The sequence below is a fragment of the Pseudomonas sp. FeS53a genome, from assembly GCF_000931385.1.
Classification (GTDB): Bacteria; Pseudomonadota; Gammaproteobacteria; order Pseudomonadales; family Pseudomonadaceae; genus Metapseudomonas; species Metapseudomonas otitidis.
The window spans coordinates 66,376-80,378 of sequence record NZ_JYFT01000035.1 but is presented as its reverse complement, the minus strand read 5'-3'; the positions used below and the strand labels follow the sequence as shown (position 1 = coordinate 80,378).

Sequence of the window (14,003 nt, the reverse complement as noted above, 5' to 3'; positions counted from 1 at the left end):
GTCGGGCCGGGGTGGGTTGGGCTCCCCGGTGCAATGGTGGCCATGATCCATCGACTGGAGGCGGTGAAGAAGCGGGATTTCTGGGTTCCAGCTATCGATGTGTTCGATGGTTGTTTTGGATTTGGCTGACAGGCCTTTTCACTTTTTCCCTGGGTGCGTGCCTATACTCGGGCCCATTCCCGGCGTGGAGCGATTAATGACTGAACGCAAGGCGGTGCTGGTGCTGCATGGCAAGCAGGCCATGAACGAAGAGGTCCGCGCGGCGGTGATGGCCCGCCGTGAGGCGGGCTGGGAGCTGGCGGTGCGGGTGACCTGGGAAGGCGGCGATGCCCGCCGGCTGGTGGACGAGGCCCTGGCGGCCGGCTACCGCACCCTGGTGGCCGGGGGCGGCGACGGCACCCTGCGGGACGTGGCCGAGGCCATTGCCCTGTCGGACGAGGACGCCAGCCTGGCCCTGCTGCCCCTGGGCACCGCCAACGACTTCGCTCGCGCAGCCGGGGTACCGCTGGTGCCCGGCGAGGCGCTGGCGCTGCTGGACGTGCCGGCCCGGGCCATCGACCTGGGGGAAGCCGACGGGCGGCTGTTCCTCAACATGGCGACCGGCGGCTTCGGTTCCAAGGTCACGGCCAACACCTCGGAGGATCTGAAGAAGGTGCTCGGCGGGGCGGCCTACCTGCTCACCGGGCTGACGCGCTTCTCGGAGGTGCATGCCGCCTTCGGGCGCTTCCGTGGGCCTGATTTCGCCTGGGAGGGGGAGTTCCTCGCCCTGGGCATCGGCAACGGCAGCCAGGCGGGCGGCGGGCACGTGCTCTGCCCCCGTGCGTTGGTGGACGACGGCCTGCTCGACCTGTGCATCGTGCCGGCGCCGCAGGACGTGGTGGGCACCCTGGGGACGCTGCTGTCGGGCGGCATGCGCGGCCTGGAGGCGGTGTCGGTGACCGCCCGTCTGCCCTGGGTGGAGGTGGAGGCGCCGGAGGGGCTGGATGTGAATCTGGACGGCGAGCCGCTGGAATGTCGGCAGGTTCGCTTCAGTGCACGCCGTAACGCACTACGCTTACATCTGCCGGAGGGTTCGCCGCTGCTACAGGCTGCCGTGCCGTGAGCCGCCTTCTGGTGTGGTGCGCCGGGGTGGTGCATGATGGCTCCCCGCCATGACGGCTACAGTTATCCCATCACCCTGCCGATAAGGTGAAGCAGCCGCAGCCCGGCTGGAATTTTCTACAGGAGCATGCAATGGCCGGTATTCTCGACACAGTCGACCAGCGCACCCAACTGGTGGGTGAGAACCGCCTGGAAATCCTCATGTTCCGACTGGTGGGCCGTCAGCTGTTCGCCATCAACGTGTTCAAGGTGCAGGAAGTCCTGCAACTGCCCAAGCTGACCCTGATTCCCCAGCGCCATCCCTACGTCTGCGGCGTGGTCAACCTGCGTGGCCATACGCTGCCGGTGATCGACCTGTCCCGCGCCATCGGCATGCGCGCGCTGGTGCCGGACCAGAACAGCACCATCATCGTCACCGAGTACAACCGCTCGGTGCAGGCCTTCCTGGTGGGGGGCGTGGATCGCATCCTCAACCTCAACTGGGAGTCCATCCAGCCGCCGCCCGGTGGGGCCGGCCGCCAGCATTACCTGACGGCGATCACCAAGGTGGAGGACCAGATCGTCGAGATCATCGACGTGGAGAAGGTGCTGGCCGAGATCGTGCCCATGAGCACCCGCGTTTCGGAGGAGCGACTGGGTAACCCGCTGCTGGAGCGTGCCCGTGGCCGCGAAGTGCTGCTGGTGGACGACTCCAACGTCGCCCTGACCCAGTTGCGTGAGACGCTGTCCCAGCTGGGCATCCGCACCCATGCCGCCAGTGACGGCCTGAAGGCCCTCAACCTGCTGAAGAAGTGGGCGGATTCCGGTGAGGTGATGACCGACAAGCTGCTGATGATCTTCACCGATGCCGAGATGCCGGAGATGGACGGCTACCGCCTGACCACTGAGATCCGCAACGACCCGCGCCTGCGTGATCTCTATGTGGTGATGCACACCTCGCTATCCGGCAGCTTCAACGACGCCATGGTGAAGAAGGTGGGCTGCGACAACTTCCTCTCCAAGTTCCAACCCGACAAGCTGGTCGACGTGGTGGCGGACCGCCTGAGCAAGGGCAACTGACCGCCGGGCGACGGGCTTGGCCGCCCGTCGCCGATTCCGTATAAGGGACGCTTCCGACCGCCTGATGGAAGCTGGCCCATGCTGCGTCTCACCGCCCTGTATCGCTACCCCATGAAATCCGCCATCGGCGAGCCCCTCGCGCGCGCCGAGCTGGACGGCCTCGGCCTGGCCGGTGATCGCCGTTGGATGCTGGTGGACGCCAGCAACGGGCGCTTCCTCACTCAACGTGCACTGCCGCAGATGTCCCAGCTCAGCGCCCGCTGGAACGCCACGGGTGGCCTGAGCCTGCGTGCCGCCGGCCTGCCGGAACTGGAGGTGCCCCTGCCGGGGGCCGAGGCGGAGTTGCGCAGCGCGCTGATCTGGAGCGATGCGATGCGGGTGCCGGATGCCGGCGATGAGGCGGCCGAGTGGCTGAGCCGCTTCATCGGCAAGCCGTGCCGCCTGGTGCACGTGCCGGCCGAGCGTGCCCGGGACATTCCGGGCAGCCTGCTGCCGGAGGAGAAGGTGGGCTTTGCCGACGGCTACCCGTTGCTGCTGATCGGCCAGGCCTCCCACGATGATCTGTCGGCGCGGGTCGGTCGCCCGCTGGAGATGCTGCGCTTCCGCCCGAACCTGGTGGTGGAGGGCAGCGAACCCTATGCCGAGGACAGCTGGAAGCGCATCCGCATCGGCGGCGTGGAGTTCAGCGTTGCCAAGGGCTGCAGCCGTTGCATCCTCACCACCATCGACCCGGCCACCGGCGAGCGCAGTGCCGACCGGGAACCACTGACCACCCTGAAGACCTATCGGGAGCGGGAGGGCGAGGTGTTCTTCGGGCAGAACCTGATCAACCGCAGCAGCGGCGCCCTGGAGGTGGGGATGGCGGTGGAGGTGCTGGAGTGAGGGGCTGACCCCGCTGCAGCAGGACGATTAAACGAGACGGGCGCCGATGGGCGCCCGTCTTGTTTCAGGAGGGGATCACTGGTCGTCGAAGAAGCGCTCGTGCCAGTCCACCAGGGGCTGCGGGGCGTTGAGCTTCTTGCCGTAGATGACCGAGTAGGACAGGACGTTCTGCACGTACTGGCGGGTCTCGTCGAAGGGGATGCTCTCCACCCAGACGTCGAAGGCCAGGTGGTTGGCGCCCTTGAGCCACTGGCGCACGCGGCCGGGGCCGGCGTTGTAGGCGGCGGAGGCGAGCACGCGGTTGCCGTTGAACTGGCCGTGCACCTGGCTCAGGTAGGCGGCGCCGAGCTGGATGTTCACGTCCGGATTGAGCGCCTGCTGGGGCGAGGCAAGGGGGATGCCGAACTTGCGCGCGGTCTCCTTGGCGGTGCCGGGCATCAGCTGCATCAGGCCCATGGCGCCCACGCCGGAGCGGGCGTCGGCCATGAAGGCGCTTTCCTGGCGGGTGATGGCGAACACCCAGCTGGAATGCAGCCCGCGCACCTTGGCCTGTTGGGTGAGGGTGCTGCGGTGGGCCATGGGGAAGCGGATGTCCAGGTCGTCCCAGTACTGGGCCTGGCTGATGGTGCGGATGGCCGGGAAGTACCACTCCATGTCGTAGGCGAGCTTGGCCTGGGCGACCAGTTCCTCGCGGCTGAACAGGCGGCTGACGTAGTACCACTCGCGGCGGCCGTCGACGATCTCGCCGCGGTCATGGAACTCCATGGCCCGGCGGATGCCGGCGGTGTTGCGCACCTTCTGCATCACCTTGGGGTCGATGGCCATCGGCTTGTTGTTGAGCTGGTACGGCACCTGGATGCGGTCGGCGGCGAGGAAACCGTAGAAGTCACGCTCGCGGGCCAGGGGCTGCATGAGGCGGGTGGCTTCGGCGCTCTGCGGCTGTGCCAGCTGCAGGCTGCGGGCCTGCCAGTAGCGCCAGCGGTTGGTGCTGGCCAGCGATGGCGGCATCTGCCGGGTCAGCTGGTAGGCGTCCTGCCAGCGGCCCAGGCGCAGCAGCAGGCGCGCGCGCCATTCGCTGACGGTGTCGTCGCGCAGCTTGGGGTCGTACTGGGTCATCAGCTGCAGGGCGCGGGCGTCGAAGCGCTTGGCCAGTGCCAGGCCGATCTCCCGGGCGATGGCGACCTTCTCCTCGCTGGAGAAGGGCATGCGGGCGGCGTAGGCGTCCAGCAGGGTGGTGGCCTTGTCCGGGTCCTGGCGGGCCAGGCGGCGCAGGCCGAGCCCGACCACGTCGGCCATGGCACGGTCGGCGGGGCTGAAGCGGGCGGTCTGGCTGAGCAGTTGCGGGTTCTGGGCGACGTCCACCAGCAATTTGCCCTGGGTGGACAGGCTCGGCAGGCTCTTGGCCAGGAAGCTGGCCAGGCCGTAGTTGCGGGCTTCGGCCGCCAGCTTGGCGCGGCGCCAGCGCATCTGTTCGGTCATCTGGCCGTCGGCGCGCCAGAGTTCGAACAGCACGTCGCAGGCCTCGGGCTGGGACTTGCCCACCAGCCAGAGCTTCTCGGCGGTCTTGTGGCCTTCGGCCTTGAGGCCGTGCTTGAGCTGGTACTGGCCGTAGAGGCAGTCCAGCTCGGTGAAGTTCATCTTGGGGTCGTAGTGGTTGACGAAGGTCTTCCAGTCGCCGCGCTCGGCGAGCCAGCGCAGCCAGCGCAGGCGCATCCAGTTGGACTGGGGCAGGTCGCCATGCTCGGCGAGGAATTTCTCGATTTCCTCGTTGCTGGCCCATTTCAGGCGGGCGGTCAGCTCGTCGTAGGCCAGGTGCGGCTCCAGCGGGTAGTCGGCCAGCGCGCTGGCGTAGCGCTTGTACGGGCCGCTGTCGCCCTTGGCCAGGGCGCGCTTGGCCTCGTCGTACATCTGCCGCTGCTGGGCGAGGGGCACCGCATGGGCCGCGTCGAGCGTGAGGGTGGTGAGAAGCAGGCAGGAGAACAGGCTGAGCAGACGACCGCGCATGACACTTCCGGGTAGAGAAAACGTAGTGGGCGACGGCCACGGGGCCACCGGAGGTGCGTAGCTTAGCCGTTTGCCGGGTGCAGGTGGAGTCTCGTCGGAGGGGGGAAACATGATGAAAAAATGGCGGCCGTGGCGATGACCAATCGGGGTAGAATGCGCGCCCATCTTTCGGAGGCCCCCATGACCCTGCTCAAGTTCAGCGATGTTTCCCTTGCCTATGGCGCCATGCCGTTGCTGGACAAGGTGTCGTGGCAGATCGCCCGGGGCGAGCGGGTCTGCGTGATCGGCCGCAACGGCACCGGCAAGTCCAGCATGCTGCGCCTGGTGAAGGGCGAGCAGCACGCGGACGACGGCGAGATCTGGCGGGCTCCGGCGCTGAAGATCGGCGAATTGCCCCAGGAGCTGCCCCGTGCCGACGAGCGCACGGTGTTCGACGTGGTGGCCGAGGGCCTGGCTGGCGTTGGCGAGTTGCTGGCCCAGTACCACCACCTGAGCCAGAACATCCGCGACGAGCACGACCTTGAGCGCCTGACCCATGTCCAGCAGGAGCTGGAGGCGAAGGACGGCTGGCGCCTGCAGCAACTGGTGGACAGCACCCTGAGCCGCCTGCAGCTGCCGGCGGACAAGACCCTGGCGGAGCTCTCCGGTGGCTGGCGCCGCCGCGTGCTGCTGGCCCAGGCGCTGGTTTCCGAACCGGACCTGCTGCTGCTGGACGAGCCCACCAACCACCTGGACATCGGTGCCATCGCCTGGCTGGAAGAGGCCCTGTCGGGCTTCGGTGGCGCGGTGCTGTTCATCACCCACGACCGTTCCTTCCTGCAGAACCTGGCGACCCGCATCCTCGAACTGGACCGCGGCAACCTGATCGACTGGAACGGCGACTACGCCAGCTTCCTGGTGCACAAGGAGCAGCAGCTGGCGGCGGAAGAGACCGCCAACGCGCTGTTCGACAAGCGCCTGGCCCAGGAAGAGGTGTGGATCCGCCAGGGCATCAAGGCCCGGCGGACCCGTAACGAGGGCCGTGTGCGTGCGCTCAAGGCGATGCGCATGGAGCGTGCCGAACGCCGTGAGCGGCAGGGGCGCGCGACCTTCCAGCTGGAGACGGCGGACAAATCCGGCAAGCAGGTGATCGTGGTGGAGAACGTGGTTTTCGCCCACCCGGGCGGTGAGCTGCTGATCCGCGACTTCTCCATGGTGCTGCAGCGTGGCGACCGTATCGGCCTGCTGGGCGCCAACGGCACCGGCAAGACCACGCTGCTCAAGCTGCTGCTGGGTGACCTGCAGCCGACCCAGGGCAGCATCGAGGTCGGTACCAAGCTGGAGGTGGCCTACTTCGACCAGTTGCGCCATGCGCTGGAGCCGGAGAAAACGGTGATCGACAACCTCGCCGAAGGGCGCGAGTTCATTACCGTGGGCGGACAGAACCGTCATGTCCTCAGCTACCTCGGCGATTTCCTCTTCAGCCCGCAGCGCGCGCGTACGCCGGTCAAGGCACTGTCCGGCGGCGAGCGTGCGCGCCTGTTGCTGGCCAAGCTGTTCAGCAAGCCGGCCAACCTGCTGGTGCTGGACGAACCGACCAACGACCTCGACGTGGAAACCCTGGAGCTGCTGGAAGAGGTGCTGCTGGAGTTCCCGGGCACCGTGCTGATGGTCAGCCACGACCGGGCCTTCCTCGACAACGTGGTGACCAGCACCCTGGTGTTCGAGGGTGAAGGCCGGGTGCGCGAGTACGTCGGTGGCTACCAGGACTGGCTGCGCCAGGGTGGTTCGCCACGCCTGCTGGGCGTGGGCGAGGGGCGCAGTGCCAAGGCCGAGCCCCGTGCCGAATCGCCGGCCGTCGCCGAGGCACCTGCGCAGGCGGCCGAGAAGCCGGCCGGCGAGGCGCCGAAGAAGAAACTCAGCTACAAATTGCAGCGTGAGCTCGAAGCCCTTCCCGGGCAGATCGAGGCCCTGGAGGCCGAGATGGAGGCCGTCCAGCAGGAGATTTCCGACCCGGCGTTCTACCAGCGCCCCGCAGAGCAGACCCGCGCGGTACTGGAGCGTTTCGAGCAGCAGCAGCAGGAACTGGACCGCCTGCTGGAGCGCTGGGCCGAACTGGAAGATTGATGTCTGTTTGAGTCGGAGAGCCCATGGCTGTCGAGTACCGCATCACGCTGGACGATGAACACGAGTTCAGCTATCGCATCGAGCTGGACCGGGAATATGACCAGGAGCGCGCGGCGACGGCGCCGAAGTGGACGCGCCTGGATTTCAACCAGTGCAGCAATTGCCCGCTCTCACGTGATCGCTTCAGCCATTGCCCGGCAGCCGTCGACCTGCACCGGGTGATCGAGGACTTCCACGGCCTGCCGGCCTTCAAGAAGGCGGTGTTCATGGTGCGCACGCCGGAGCGCGAGTACACCAAGCACGTCGGCCTGGAAGAGGGCTTGCGGGCGCTGCTGGGGGTGATCATGGCCTCCAGTGCCTGCCCGGTCCTGGGGCGTCTCAAGCCGATGGCCCAGCAGCACCTGCCGTTCGCCAGTAACCAGGAGTTCATCCTGAGGGCGGTGTCGCTCTACCTGGCGCGGCAGTACTTCAACATGCGTGAGGGGCGACATGCCGATTGGGAGCTGAAGGGGCTGGTGAGGCTGTTCCAGCAATTGCAGCTGGTGAACCAGGCGTTCTGGCAGCGCATCCATGACGTGTGCGAAGGGGATTCGAACCTCAAGGCCTTCCTGACCTTTTTCTCCATGGCGTCCAGCATGACCTACTCGCTGGAAACGCAGCTGCAGAAGATCCGTCCCCTGGTGATGAGTGCCGACGAAGGCTTCATGTAGGCCTTCGTCGGCAGCCGCGTTATTTCTCTGATTTGTTGAGACGCACCGCGAGCACGTCGCAAGGCGCGCCGTGGAGGACGTCGTTGGCGGTGGAGCCCAGCAGCAGGGCCAGGCCGTGGCGGCCATGGCTGCCGACCACGATCAGGTCGCAGCCCTGTTCTTCTGCCAGCCGGTGGATCTCCTGGCGGGGCTGGCCGTAGGTCAGGTGACGTTGCTCGGCGCTGATCTCGGGGTAGAGGCCGGCGAAGCCGTCGAGGCGCTCGCGGGCCTGTTCGAACTGCTGCTGCTGCAGCATGGAGAGGTCCATGGGGACATCGCCGCCGAAGGCCATGGCCATGGGCTCGACGATGTGCACCAGGGACAGCCGGGCCTGGGAGGCTTGAGCCAGGGCCTGTGCGCGGCGCACGACGGGGTGGCATTCGTCGGTGAGGTCGATGGCGACCAGGATGTGCTGGTAGGGCATGGGGTGACTCCTCCTTAAGGTTGCACCTGGCATGAAGTATGGCCGCCATGGGAGCGTGCCGGCATGATTTTCATCATGGGAATGCAGTTATGACGCTGTGGTTGGTGGTGTTTCTCCTGCTCGCTGTGCTCAGTCCGCTGGTCTGGCTGTTGCCTTCCAAGGGGCAGCGCGGGCGCATGGACCTGCGCATGCAGGCCCGGCGCATGGGGCTGGCGATGCAGTTGGCGCGGCAGGAATGGCCGCACTGGCTGCCGGTCGAGCCGCCGCCTTCCTGTGCGCAGTTCCACCGTGCCCGCCGCCGTGGGGCCGAGGGGGCATGGACCTATTGGCAGGTGGCACCCGGGCAGTGGGTCAACCAGTGGCGCGAGCCGTTGGAAGACCCTGTATTGCTCGGGTGTTTCGCGGGGTTGCCTGCCGATGTCTACAAGATCGAGACCACGCCGCAGATGGTGGCGCTGTATTGGGGTGAGCGGGGTACGGCGGAGGACCTCCAGCGCATCGCCGAGGTGCTGCGCGCCATCGACTGACGCGCAGCGAGCAGGGCGGCTCAGAGCTGGGCCGTGGCGTACTGGGCGGACACGCCTTCGAGGCCTTCGATGATGCTGTCCGAGTACTTGTTGATGAGGAACGGCACGCTGTTCTCGTTGTAGTTCTGCAGCGAGCGCTCGATGTAGCGCCACTTGGTGCCGATGCTGGTCAGCGCCTGGCTGATCTGCGGGGTGTTCCTGGGTTGCTGTGCCAGCGCGGTGAGCTGGCCGGCGAAGTCCTTGGCCAGTTCGTCGATGGCCTTGCCCTCCCCACCGCCGAAGAATGAAGCCCCTACGGACGCACTGCGCGAGGCGTAGTCGACGGCGATGGTCTGCATCAGCAGGCTCTGCTGGCGGCTTTGCTGGGTGAGCGGAGGAACGACGAAGTTGCTCTCCTGCTGGATGCGGTCATAGAGCTCGCCGGCCAGTGCAATCAGCTTCTGGTTGCGCGCCGTCATGTCGGCGACGGGCTGCAGGTCGGTGAAGCCCTTGGTGCGCAGGGCGGTGACCAGGCCGCCGAGTTCACTGGAATAGTCCTTCCACTGCTGTTGCAGCTGGGTGTGCAGGGCCTTCGAGGCGTCGCCCTGGATGTCCTTGAGTTCCTTCATGCGCGCATCGGCTTCCTGCACGGACTCGTCGATCATCCGGGCGTAGCGCTGGTCGCCTTCCATGCCGTTGTACATGTAGAAGTCGCCCAGGCTTTTCAGGGCGGCCAGGCGCATCTGGTGAAGCTTGAGGAGTGTGGTACCGGGGTCGGCCGCCTGGCTCGGGGAAACCAGGCAGAAGAGGGAGAGGAGGGTGCCTAGCAGTACGGCAAGCGTGCGGCTCGTCATGGTGCTACTCCGTGTGCCCCTGGGGGCGTGTTTGTTGTTTTTATTCGGCCTGTCCCGGCCGTGCCACGGGACTCTACTCTTCATGGCTGGCCTTTGGCTAGCGTGCTCCGGCAGCTGCCGGAGTGGCCTTCCATCGACTTTCTGATGCAATGACATAAGCTCCGTGCATAGTGGTTTCGGCAGCCTGCCGCATCGCTTGAAGCGCCGGTTACAGAGCGGTTTTGGCGTGGCTGGGCGGTCACGAAGCGCAATTGACAACGGAGGACTTTTCCGTGAATGTGTGCGCACCCAAATCAAACGGGCGTATGAATTGAGCGTTTGCCTGGTGGGCGCGCTCCAATGACCACGACCCGATATCGCGTCGGTGGGTGTGCCGGACCGAATCGGACTTGACCCAGGGCCCAGCCCAGGGCCGGTTCGCCGGTTGGCTCCGATGTGTACTGTTCAGCTTCCATACCGTGGAGATCAGTTGATGATTTACGAAGGTAAAGCCATCACGGTTAAGGCTCTTGAGGGCGGCATCGTCGAACTGCAGTTCGATCTCAAGGGTGAGTCCGTCAACAAGTTCAACCGTCTTACCCTGAACGAACTGCGCCAGGCCGTCGACGCCATCAAGGCAGACGCTTCGGTCAAGGGCGTCATCGTCACCAGCGGCAAGGACGTGTTCATCGTCGGCGCTGACATCACCGAGTTCGTCGACAACTTCAAGCTGCCCGACGAAGAACTGGTGGCCGGCAACCTCGAAGCCAACAAGATCTTCAGCGATTTCGAAGACCTGGCCGTACCCACCGTCGTCGCCATCAACGGCATCGCCCTGGGCGGCGGCCTGGAGATGTGCCTCTCCGCCGACTACCGCGTGATGAGCGAAACCGCCAAGATCGGCCTGCCTGAAGTCAAGCTGGGCATCTACCCGGGCTTCGGCGGCACCGTGCGCCTGCCGCGCCTGATCGGTGTGGACAACGCCATCGAGTGGATCGCCTCCGGCAAGGAGAACAAGGCCGCCGACGCCCTGAAAGTGGGTGCTGTCGACGCCGTGGTCGCTCCGGCCAAGCTGAAGGAAGGCGCCCTGGACCTGGTCAAGCGCGCCATCGCCGGCGAGCTGGACTACAAGGCCAAGCGCCAGCCCAAGCTGGAAAAGATCAAGCTGAACGCCATCGAGCAGATGATGGCCTTCGAGACCGCCAAAGGTTTCGTGGCTGGCCAGGCCGGCCCGAACTACCCGGCGCCGGTCGAAGCGATCAAGACCATCCAGAAAGCCGCCAACTTCGGCCGTGACAAGGCGCTGGAAGTCGAGGCCGCCGGCTTCGTCAAGCTGGCCAAGACCTCGGTTGCCGAGAGCCTCATCGGTCTGTTCCTGAACGACCAGGAACTGAAGAAGAAGGCCAAGAAGCACGACGAGATCGCCCAGGACGTGAAGCTGGCCGCCGTACTCGGCGCCGGCATCATGGGTGGCGGTATCGCCTACCAGTCCGCTTCCAAGGGCACTCCGATCCTGATGAAGGATATCCGCGAAGAGGGTATCCAGATGGGCCTGAACGAGGCGTCCAAGCTGCTCGGCAAGCGCGTCGAGAAAGGCCGCATGACCCCGGCCAAGATGGCCGAGGCGCTGAACGCCATCCGTCCGACCATGTCCTACGGTGACTTCGCCCATGTCGACATCGTGGTCGAGGCCGTGGTCGAGAACCCGAAGGTCAAGCACGCCGTGCTGGCCGAGGTGGAAGGCCATGTGAAGGACAACGCGATCATCGCGTCCAACACCTCCACCATCTCCATCAGCTACCTGGCCCAGGCCCTGAAGCGCCCCGAGAACTTCGTCGGCATGCACTTCTTCAACCCGGTGCACATGATGCCGCTGGTCGAGGTCATCCGTGGCGAGAAGTCCAGCGAAGTGGCCGTGGCCACCACCGTTGCCTACGCCAAGAAGATGGGCAAGAACCCCATCGTGGTGAATGACTGCCCCGGCTTCCTGGTGAACCGCGTGCTGTTCCCGTACTTCGGTGGCTTCGCCAAGCTGCTGGAGTTCGGCGTGGACTTCGTCCGTATCGACAAGATCATGGAGAAGTTCGGCTGGCCCATGGGCCCGGCCTACCTGTCCGACGTGGTCGGCATCGACACCGGCCACCACGGCCGTGACGTGATGGCAGAAGGCTTCCCGGACCGCATGGCGGTCGAGGGCAAGACCGCCGTCGACGTGATGTACGAAGCCAACCGCTTGGGCCAGAAGAACGGCAAGGGCTTCTACGCCTACGAAATGGACAAGCGCGGCAAGCCGAAGAAGGTCCAGGACCCCGAGGCCTACGAGATCCTCAAGCCGATCATCAAGGAACAGCGCGAGCTGACCGATGAGGACATCATCAACTTCATGATGATCCCGCTGTGCCTGGAAACCGTTCGCTGCCTGGAAGACGGCATCGTCGAAACCGCAGCCGAGGCCGACATGGGCCTGATCTACGGCATCGGCTTCCCCCCCTTCCGTGGTGGTGCGCTGCGTTACATCGATTCCATCGGTGTAGCCGAGTTCGTCGCCCTGGCCGACAAGTATGCCGACCTGGGCGCCCTGTACCACCCGACCGCCAAGCTTCGTGAGATGGCCGCCAAGGGCCAGAAGTTTTTCGGTTAATCGCGCAGCGAACAGAGCGAGAGAAGAAATATGAGCCTGAATCCGAGAGACGCGGTCATTGTCGACTTCGGCCGCACCCCGATGGGTCGTTCCAAGGGTGGCATGCACCGCAACACCCGTGCCGAGACCATGTCGGCCCACCTGATCAGCAAGCTGCTGGAGCGCAACCCCAAGGTTGACCCGGCTGAAGTGGAAGACGTGATCTGGGGCTGCGTGAACCAGACCCTGGAGCAGGGCTGGAACATTGCGCGCATGGCGTCGCTGATGACCCAGATCCCCCACACCAGCGCTGGCCAGACCGTCAGCCGCCTGTGCGGTTCCTCCATGAGCGCCCTGCACACCGCCGTACAGGCCATCCAGACCGGCAACGGCGATGTGTTCGTCATCGGCGGCGTGGAGCACATGGGCCACGTCGGCATGATGCACGGCGTCGACCCGAACCCGCACCTGTCCCTGTACGCTGCCAAGGCGTCCGGGATGATGGGCCTGACCGCCGAGATGCTGGGCAAGATGCACGGCATCACCCGCGAGGCCCAGGACCAGTTCGGCGTGCGCTCCCACCAGCTGGCCCACAAGGCCACTGTGGAAGGCAAGTTCAAGGACGAGATCATCCCGATGGAAGGCTATGACGAGAATGGCTTCCTGAAGGTGTTCGACTTCGACGAAACCATCCGTCCGGAAACCACCCTCGAAGGCCTGGCGTCCCTGAAGCCGGCGTTCAACCCGAAGGGCGGTACCGTGACTGCCGGTACGTCGTCGCAGATCACCGACGGTGCGTCCTGCATGATCGTGATGAGCGCCCAGCGCGCCAAGGACCTGGGCATCGAGCCCATGGCCGTGGTTCGTGCCATGGCGGTCGCGGGCGTCGACCCGGCGATCATGGGCTACGGCCCGGTGCCGTCCACCCAGAAAGCGCTCAAGCGTGCCGGCCTGACCATGGCTGACATCGACTTCATCGAGCTCAACGAAGCCTTCGCTGCCCAGGCCCTGCCCGTGCTGAAGGACCTGAAAGTGCTCGACAAGATGGAAGAGAAGGTCAACCTGCACGGCGGTGCCATCGCCCTGGGTCACCCGTTCGGCTGCTCCGGTGCGCGTATCTCCGGCACCCTGCTGAACGTGATGAAGCAGAACGACGGCAAGCTGGGCGTGGCCACCATGTGCGTGGGCCTCGGCCAGGGCATCACCACCATCTTCGAGCGCGTCTGAGCCTGAAGCTGGACAAGACCGGGGCCTCGTGCCCCGGTTTTCGTTTCCGCCAATTTCTCACCAAGGCTGGCCATATCCCGTCGGAGTGGGCACCATGCGCACCTTGGCAAGCCGTCGACCGAGCACTGAGGGGAACATGAGCGTACAACCGGGACTCTATCGCCACTACAAGGGGCAGCAGTACCGCGTGATCGGAACCGCTCGGCACTCGGAGAGCGAAGAGGAGCTGGTGGTATACCAGGCGCTCTACGGCGAACATGGGCTCTGGGTGCGTCCGCTGGAGATGTTCACCGGCACGGTGACGGTGGAAGGCGAACAGATCGCGCGCTTCTCCCTCGTGACTGCCGAGTCGGATCCCTATCCACGCCGCTGAGTCGACTCGCCGGCCCCGGCGAACTTGACCTTGTCTCCTTCGCCACTATATATAGCGGTGCCGCCTGGGGCGGCTCCCGCCTTTGTTTATCTATCTCTCGAATTCAGGAACTTTCCGAT

General features: G+C 65.5%; 12 protein-coding genes. 9 read left to right on the top strand and 3 right to left on the bottom strand.

What is annotated here, in order from left to right; translation table 11 throughout:
- Positions 1-196: 196 nt before the first annotated feature.
- The 3 genes from yegS to SZ55_RS10070 all read left to right on the top strand — a co-directional run bounded on the left by yegS (position 197) and on the right by SZ55_RS10070 (position 3,042).
- Complete coding sequence (yegS, locus tag SZ55_RS10080) at positions 197-1,102, top strand: lipid kinase YegS (RefSeq protein ID WP_044405096.1); 906 nt, start codon at positions 197-199, stop codon at positions 1,100-1,102.
- A gap of 131 nt (positions 1,103-1,233) precedes the next feature.
- Positions 1,234-2,160, top strand: a complete 927-nt coding sequence (locus SZ55_RS10075; protein WP_044405093.1) for a chemotaxis protein CheV — start codon at positions 1,234-1,236, stop codon at positions 2,158-2,160.
- Between the two features lie 78 nt (positions 2,161-2,238).
- The gene (locus SZ55_RS10070) at positions 2,239-3,042 is read left to right on the top strand and encodes an MOSC domain-containing protein (protein ID WP_044405090.1); all 804 of its coding nucleotides are present in this window, start codon (positions 2,239-2,241) and stop codon (positions 3,040-3,042) included.
- 75 nt (positions 3,043-3,117) lie between these two features.
- Here SZ55_RS10070 and SZ55_RS10065 read toward each other — a convergent pair whose 3' ends face one another.
- Positions 3,118-5,046, bottom strand: coding sequence for a transglycosylase SLT domain-containing protein (locus SZ55_RS10065; protein WP_044405088.1), 1,929 nt, complete (start codon positions 5,044-5,046; stop codon positions 3,118-3,120).
- A 180-nt stretch (positions 5,047-5,226) separates the two neighbouring features.
- On the opposite strand from SZ55_RS10065, the gene SZ55_RS10060 reads away from it, so the two are divergent.
- Both SZ55_RS10060 and SZ55_RS10055 read left to right on the top strand, forming a co-directional pair.
- Positions 5,227-7,152 (top strand): ATP-binding cassette domain-containing protein, encoded by a 1,926-nt coding sequence (locus SZ55_RS10060; RefSeq protein ID WP_044405084.1) that lies wholly within the window; start codon positions 5,227-5,229, stop codon positions 7,150-7,152.
- Between the two features lie 23 nt (positions 7,153-7,175).
- A complete protein-coding gene (locus SZ55_RS10055; protein WP_044405081.1) occupies positions 7,176-7,862 on the top strand; it encodes a DUF6901 family protein in 687 nt (228 codons plus the stop codon).
- Positions 7,863-7,881: 19 nt separating this feature from the next.
- On the opposite strand, the gene SZ55_RS10050 is transcribed toward SZ55_RS10055, so the two are convergent.
- Entirely contained in the window at positions 7,882-8,325 is a 444-nt protein-coding gene (locus tag SZ55_RS10050; RefSeq protein WP_044405078.1) for a universal stress protein, read from the bottom strand.
- An 89-nt stretch (positions 8,326-8,414) separates the two neighbouring features.
- Between SZ55_RS10050 and SZ55_RS10045 the strand changes: the two genes are divergently transcribed.
- Complete coding sequence (locus SZ55_RS10045) at positions 8,415-8,852, top strand: hypothetical protein (RefSeq protein WP_044405075.1); 438 nt, start codon at positions 8,415-8,417, stop codon at positions 8,850-8,852.
- A gap of 20 nt (positions 8,853-8,872) precedes the next feature.
- Here the strand turns inward: SZ55_RS10045 and SZ55_RS10040 are convergent, their stop codons facing one another.
- Positions 8,873-9,685 carry a hypothetical protein gene (locus SZ55_RS10040; protein WP_044405072.1) on the bottom strand — a complete coding sequence of 271 codons (813 nt, stop codon included), beginning with the start codon at positions 9,683-9,685 and terminating at the stop codon, positions 8,873-8,875.
- 472 nt (positions 9,686-10,157) lie between these two features.
- Here SZ55_RS10040 and fadB point away from each other — a divergent pair, with 472 nt between their 5' ends.
- From fadB to SZ55_RS10025, 3 genes are all read left to right on the top strand, one after another.
- Entirely contained in the window at positions 10,158-12,305 is a 2,148-nt protein-coding gene (gene fadB / locus SZ55_RS10035; protein ID WP_044405068.1) for a fatty acid oxidation complex subunit alpha FadB, read from the top strand.
- 30 nt (positions 12,306-12,335) lie between these two features.
- Positions 12,336-13,511, top strand: coding sequence for an acetyl-CoA C-acyltransferase FadA (gene fadA, locus SZ55_RS10030; protein ID WP_044405065.1), 1,176 nt, complete (start codon positions 12,336-12,338; stop codon positions 13,509-13,511).
- Positions 13,512-13,647: 136 nt separating this feature from the next.
- Positions 13,648-13,884 carry a DUF1653 domain-containing protein gene (locus SZ55_RS10025; protein ID WP_044405062.1) on the top strand — a complete coding sequence of 79 codons (237 nt, stop codon included), beginning with the start codon at positions 13,648-13,650 and terminating at the stop codon, positions 13,882-13,884.
- The last annotated feature ends 119 nt before the right edge of the window (positions 13,885-14,003 follow it).

Bases quoted from the DNA above. Each gene is read 5' to 3' on its own strand.
- fadB (WP_044405068.1), top strand. From the start codon at position 10,158: ATGATTTACGAAGGTAAAGCCATCACGGTTAAGGCTCTTGAGGGCGGC.
- SZ55_RS10050 (WP_044405078.1), bottom strand. From the start codon at position 8,325: ATGCCCTACCAGCACATCCTGGTCGCCATCGACCTCACCGACGAATGC.
- SZ55_RS10025 (WP_044405062.1), top strand. From the start codon at position 13,648: ATGAGCGTACAACCGGGACTCTATCGCCACTACAAGGGGCAGCAGTAC.
- SZ55_RS10075 (WP_044405093.1), top strand. From the start codon at position 1,234: ATGGCCGGTATTCTCGACACAGTCGACCAGCGCACCCAACTGGTGGGT.
- SZ55_RS10040 (WP_044405072.1), bottom strand. From the start codon at position 9,685: ATGACGAGCCGCACGCTTGCCGTACTGCTAGGCACCCTCCTCTCCCTC.
- fadA (WP_044405065.1), top strand. From the start codon at position 12,336: ATGAGCCTGAATCCGAGAGACGCGGTCATTGTCGACTTCGGCCGCACC.
- SZ55_RS10055 (WP_044405081.1), top strand. From the start codon at position 7,176: ATGGCTGTCGAGTACCGCATCACGCTGGACGATGAACACGAGTTCAGC.
- SZ55_RS10045 (WP_044405075.1), top strand. From the start codon at position 8,415: ATGACGCTGTGGTTGGTGGTGTTTCTCCTGCTCGCTGTGCTCAGTCCG.
- SZ55_RS10065 (WP_044405088.1), bottom strand. From the start codon at position 5,046: ATGCGCGGTCGTCTGCTCAGCCTGTTCTCCTGCCTGCTTCTCACCACC.
- SZ55_RS10070 (WP_044405090.1), top strand. From the start codon at position 2,239: ATGCTGCGTCTCACCGCCCTGTATCGCTACCCCATGAAATCCGCCATC.
- SZ55_RS10060 (WP_044405084.1), top strand. From the start codon at position 5,227: ATGACCCTGCTCAAGTTCAGCGATGTTTCCCTTGCCTATGGCGCCATG.
- yegS (WP_044405096.1), top strand. From the start codon at position 197: ATGACTGAACGCAAGGCGGTGCTGGTGCTGCATGGCAAGCAGGCCATG.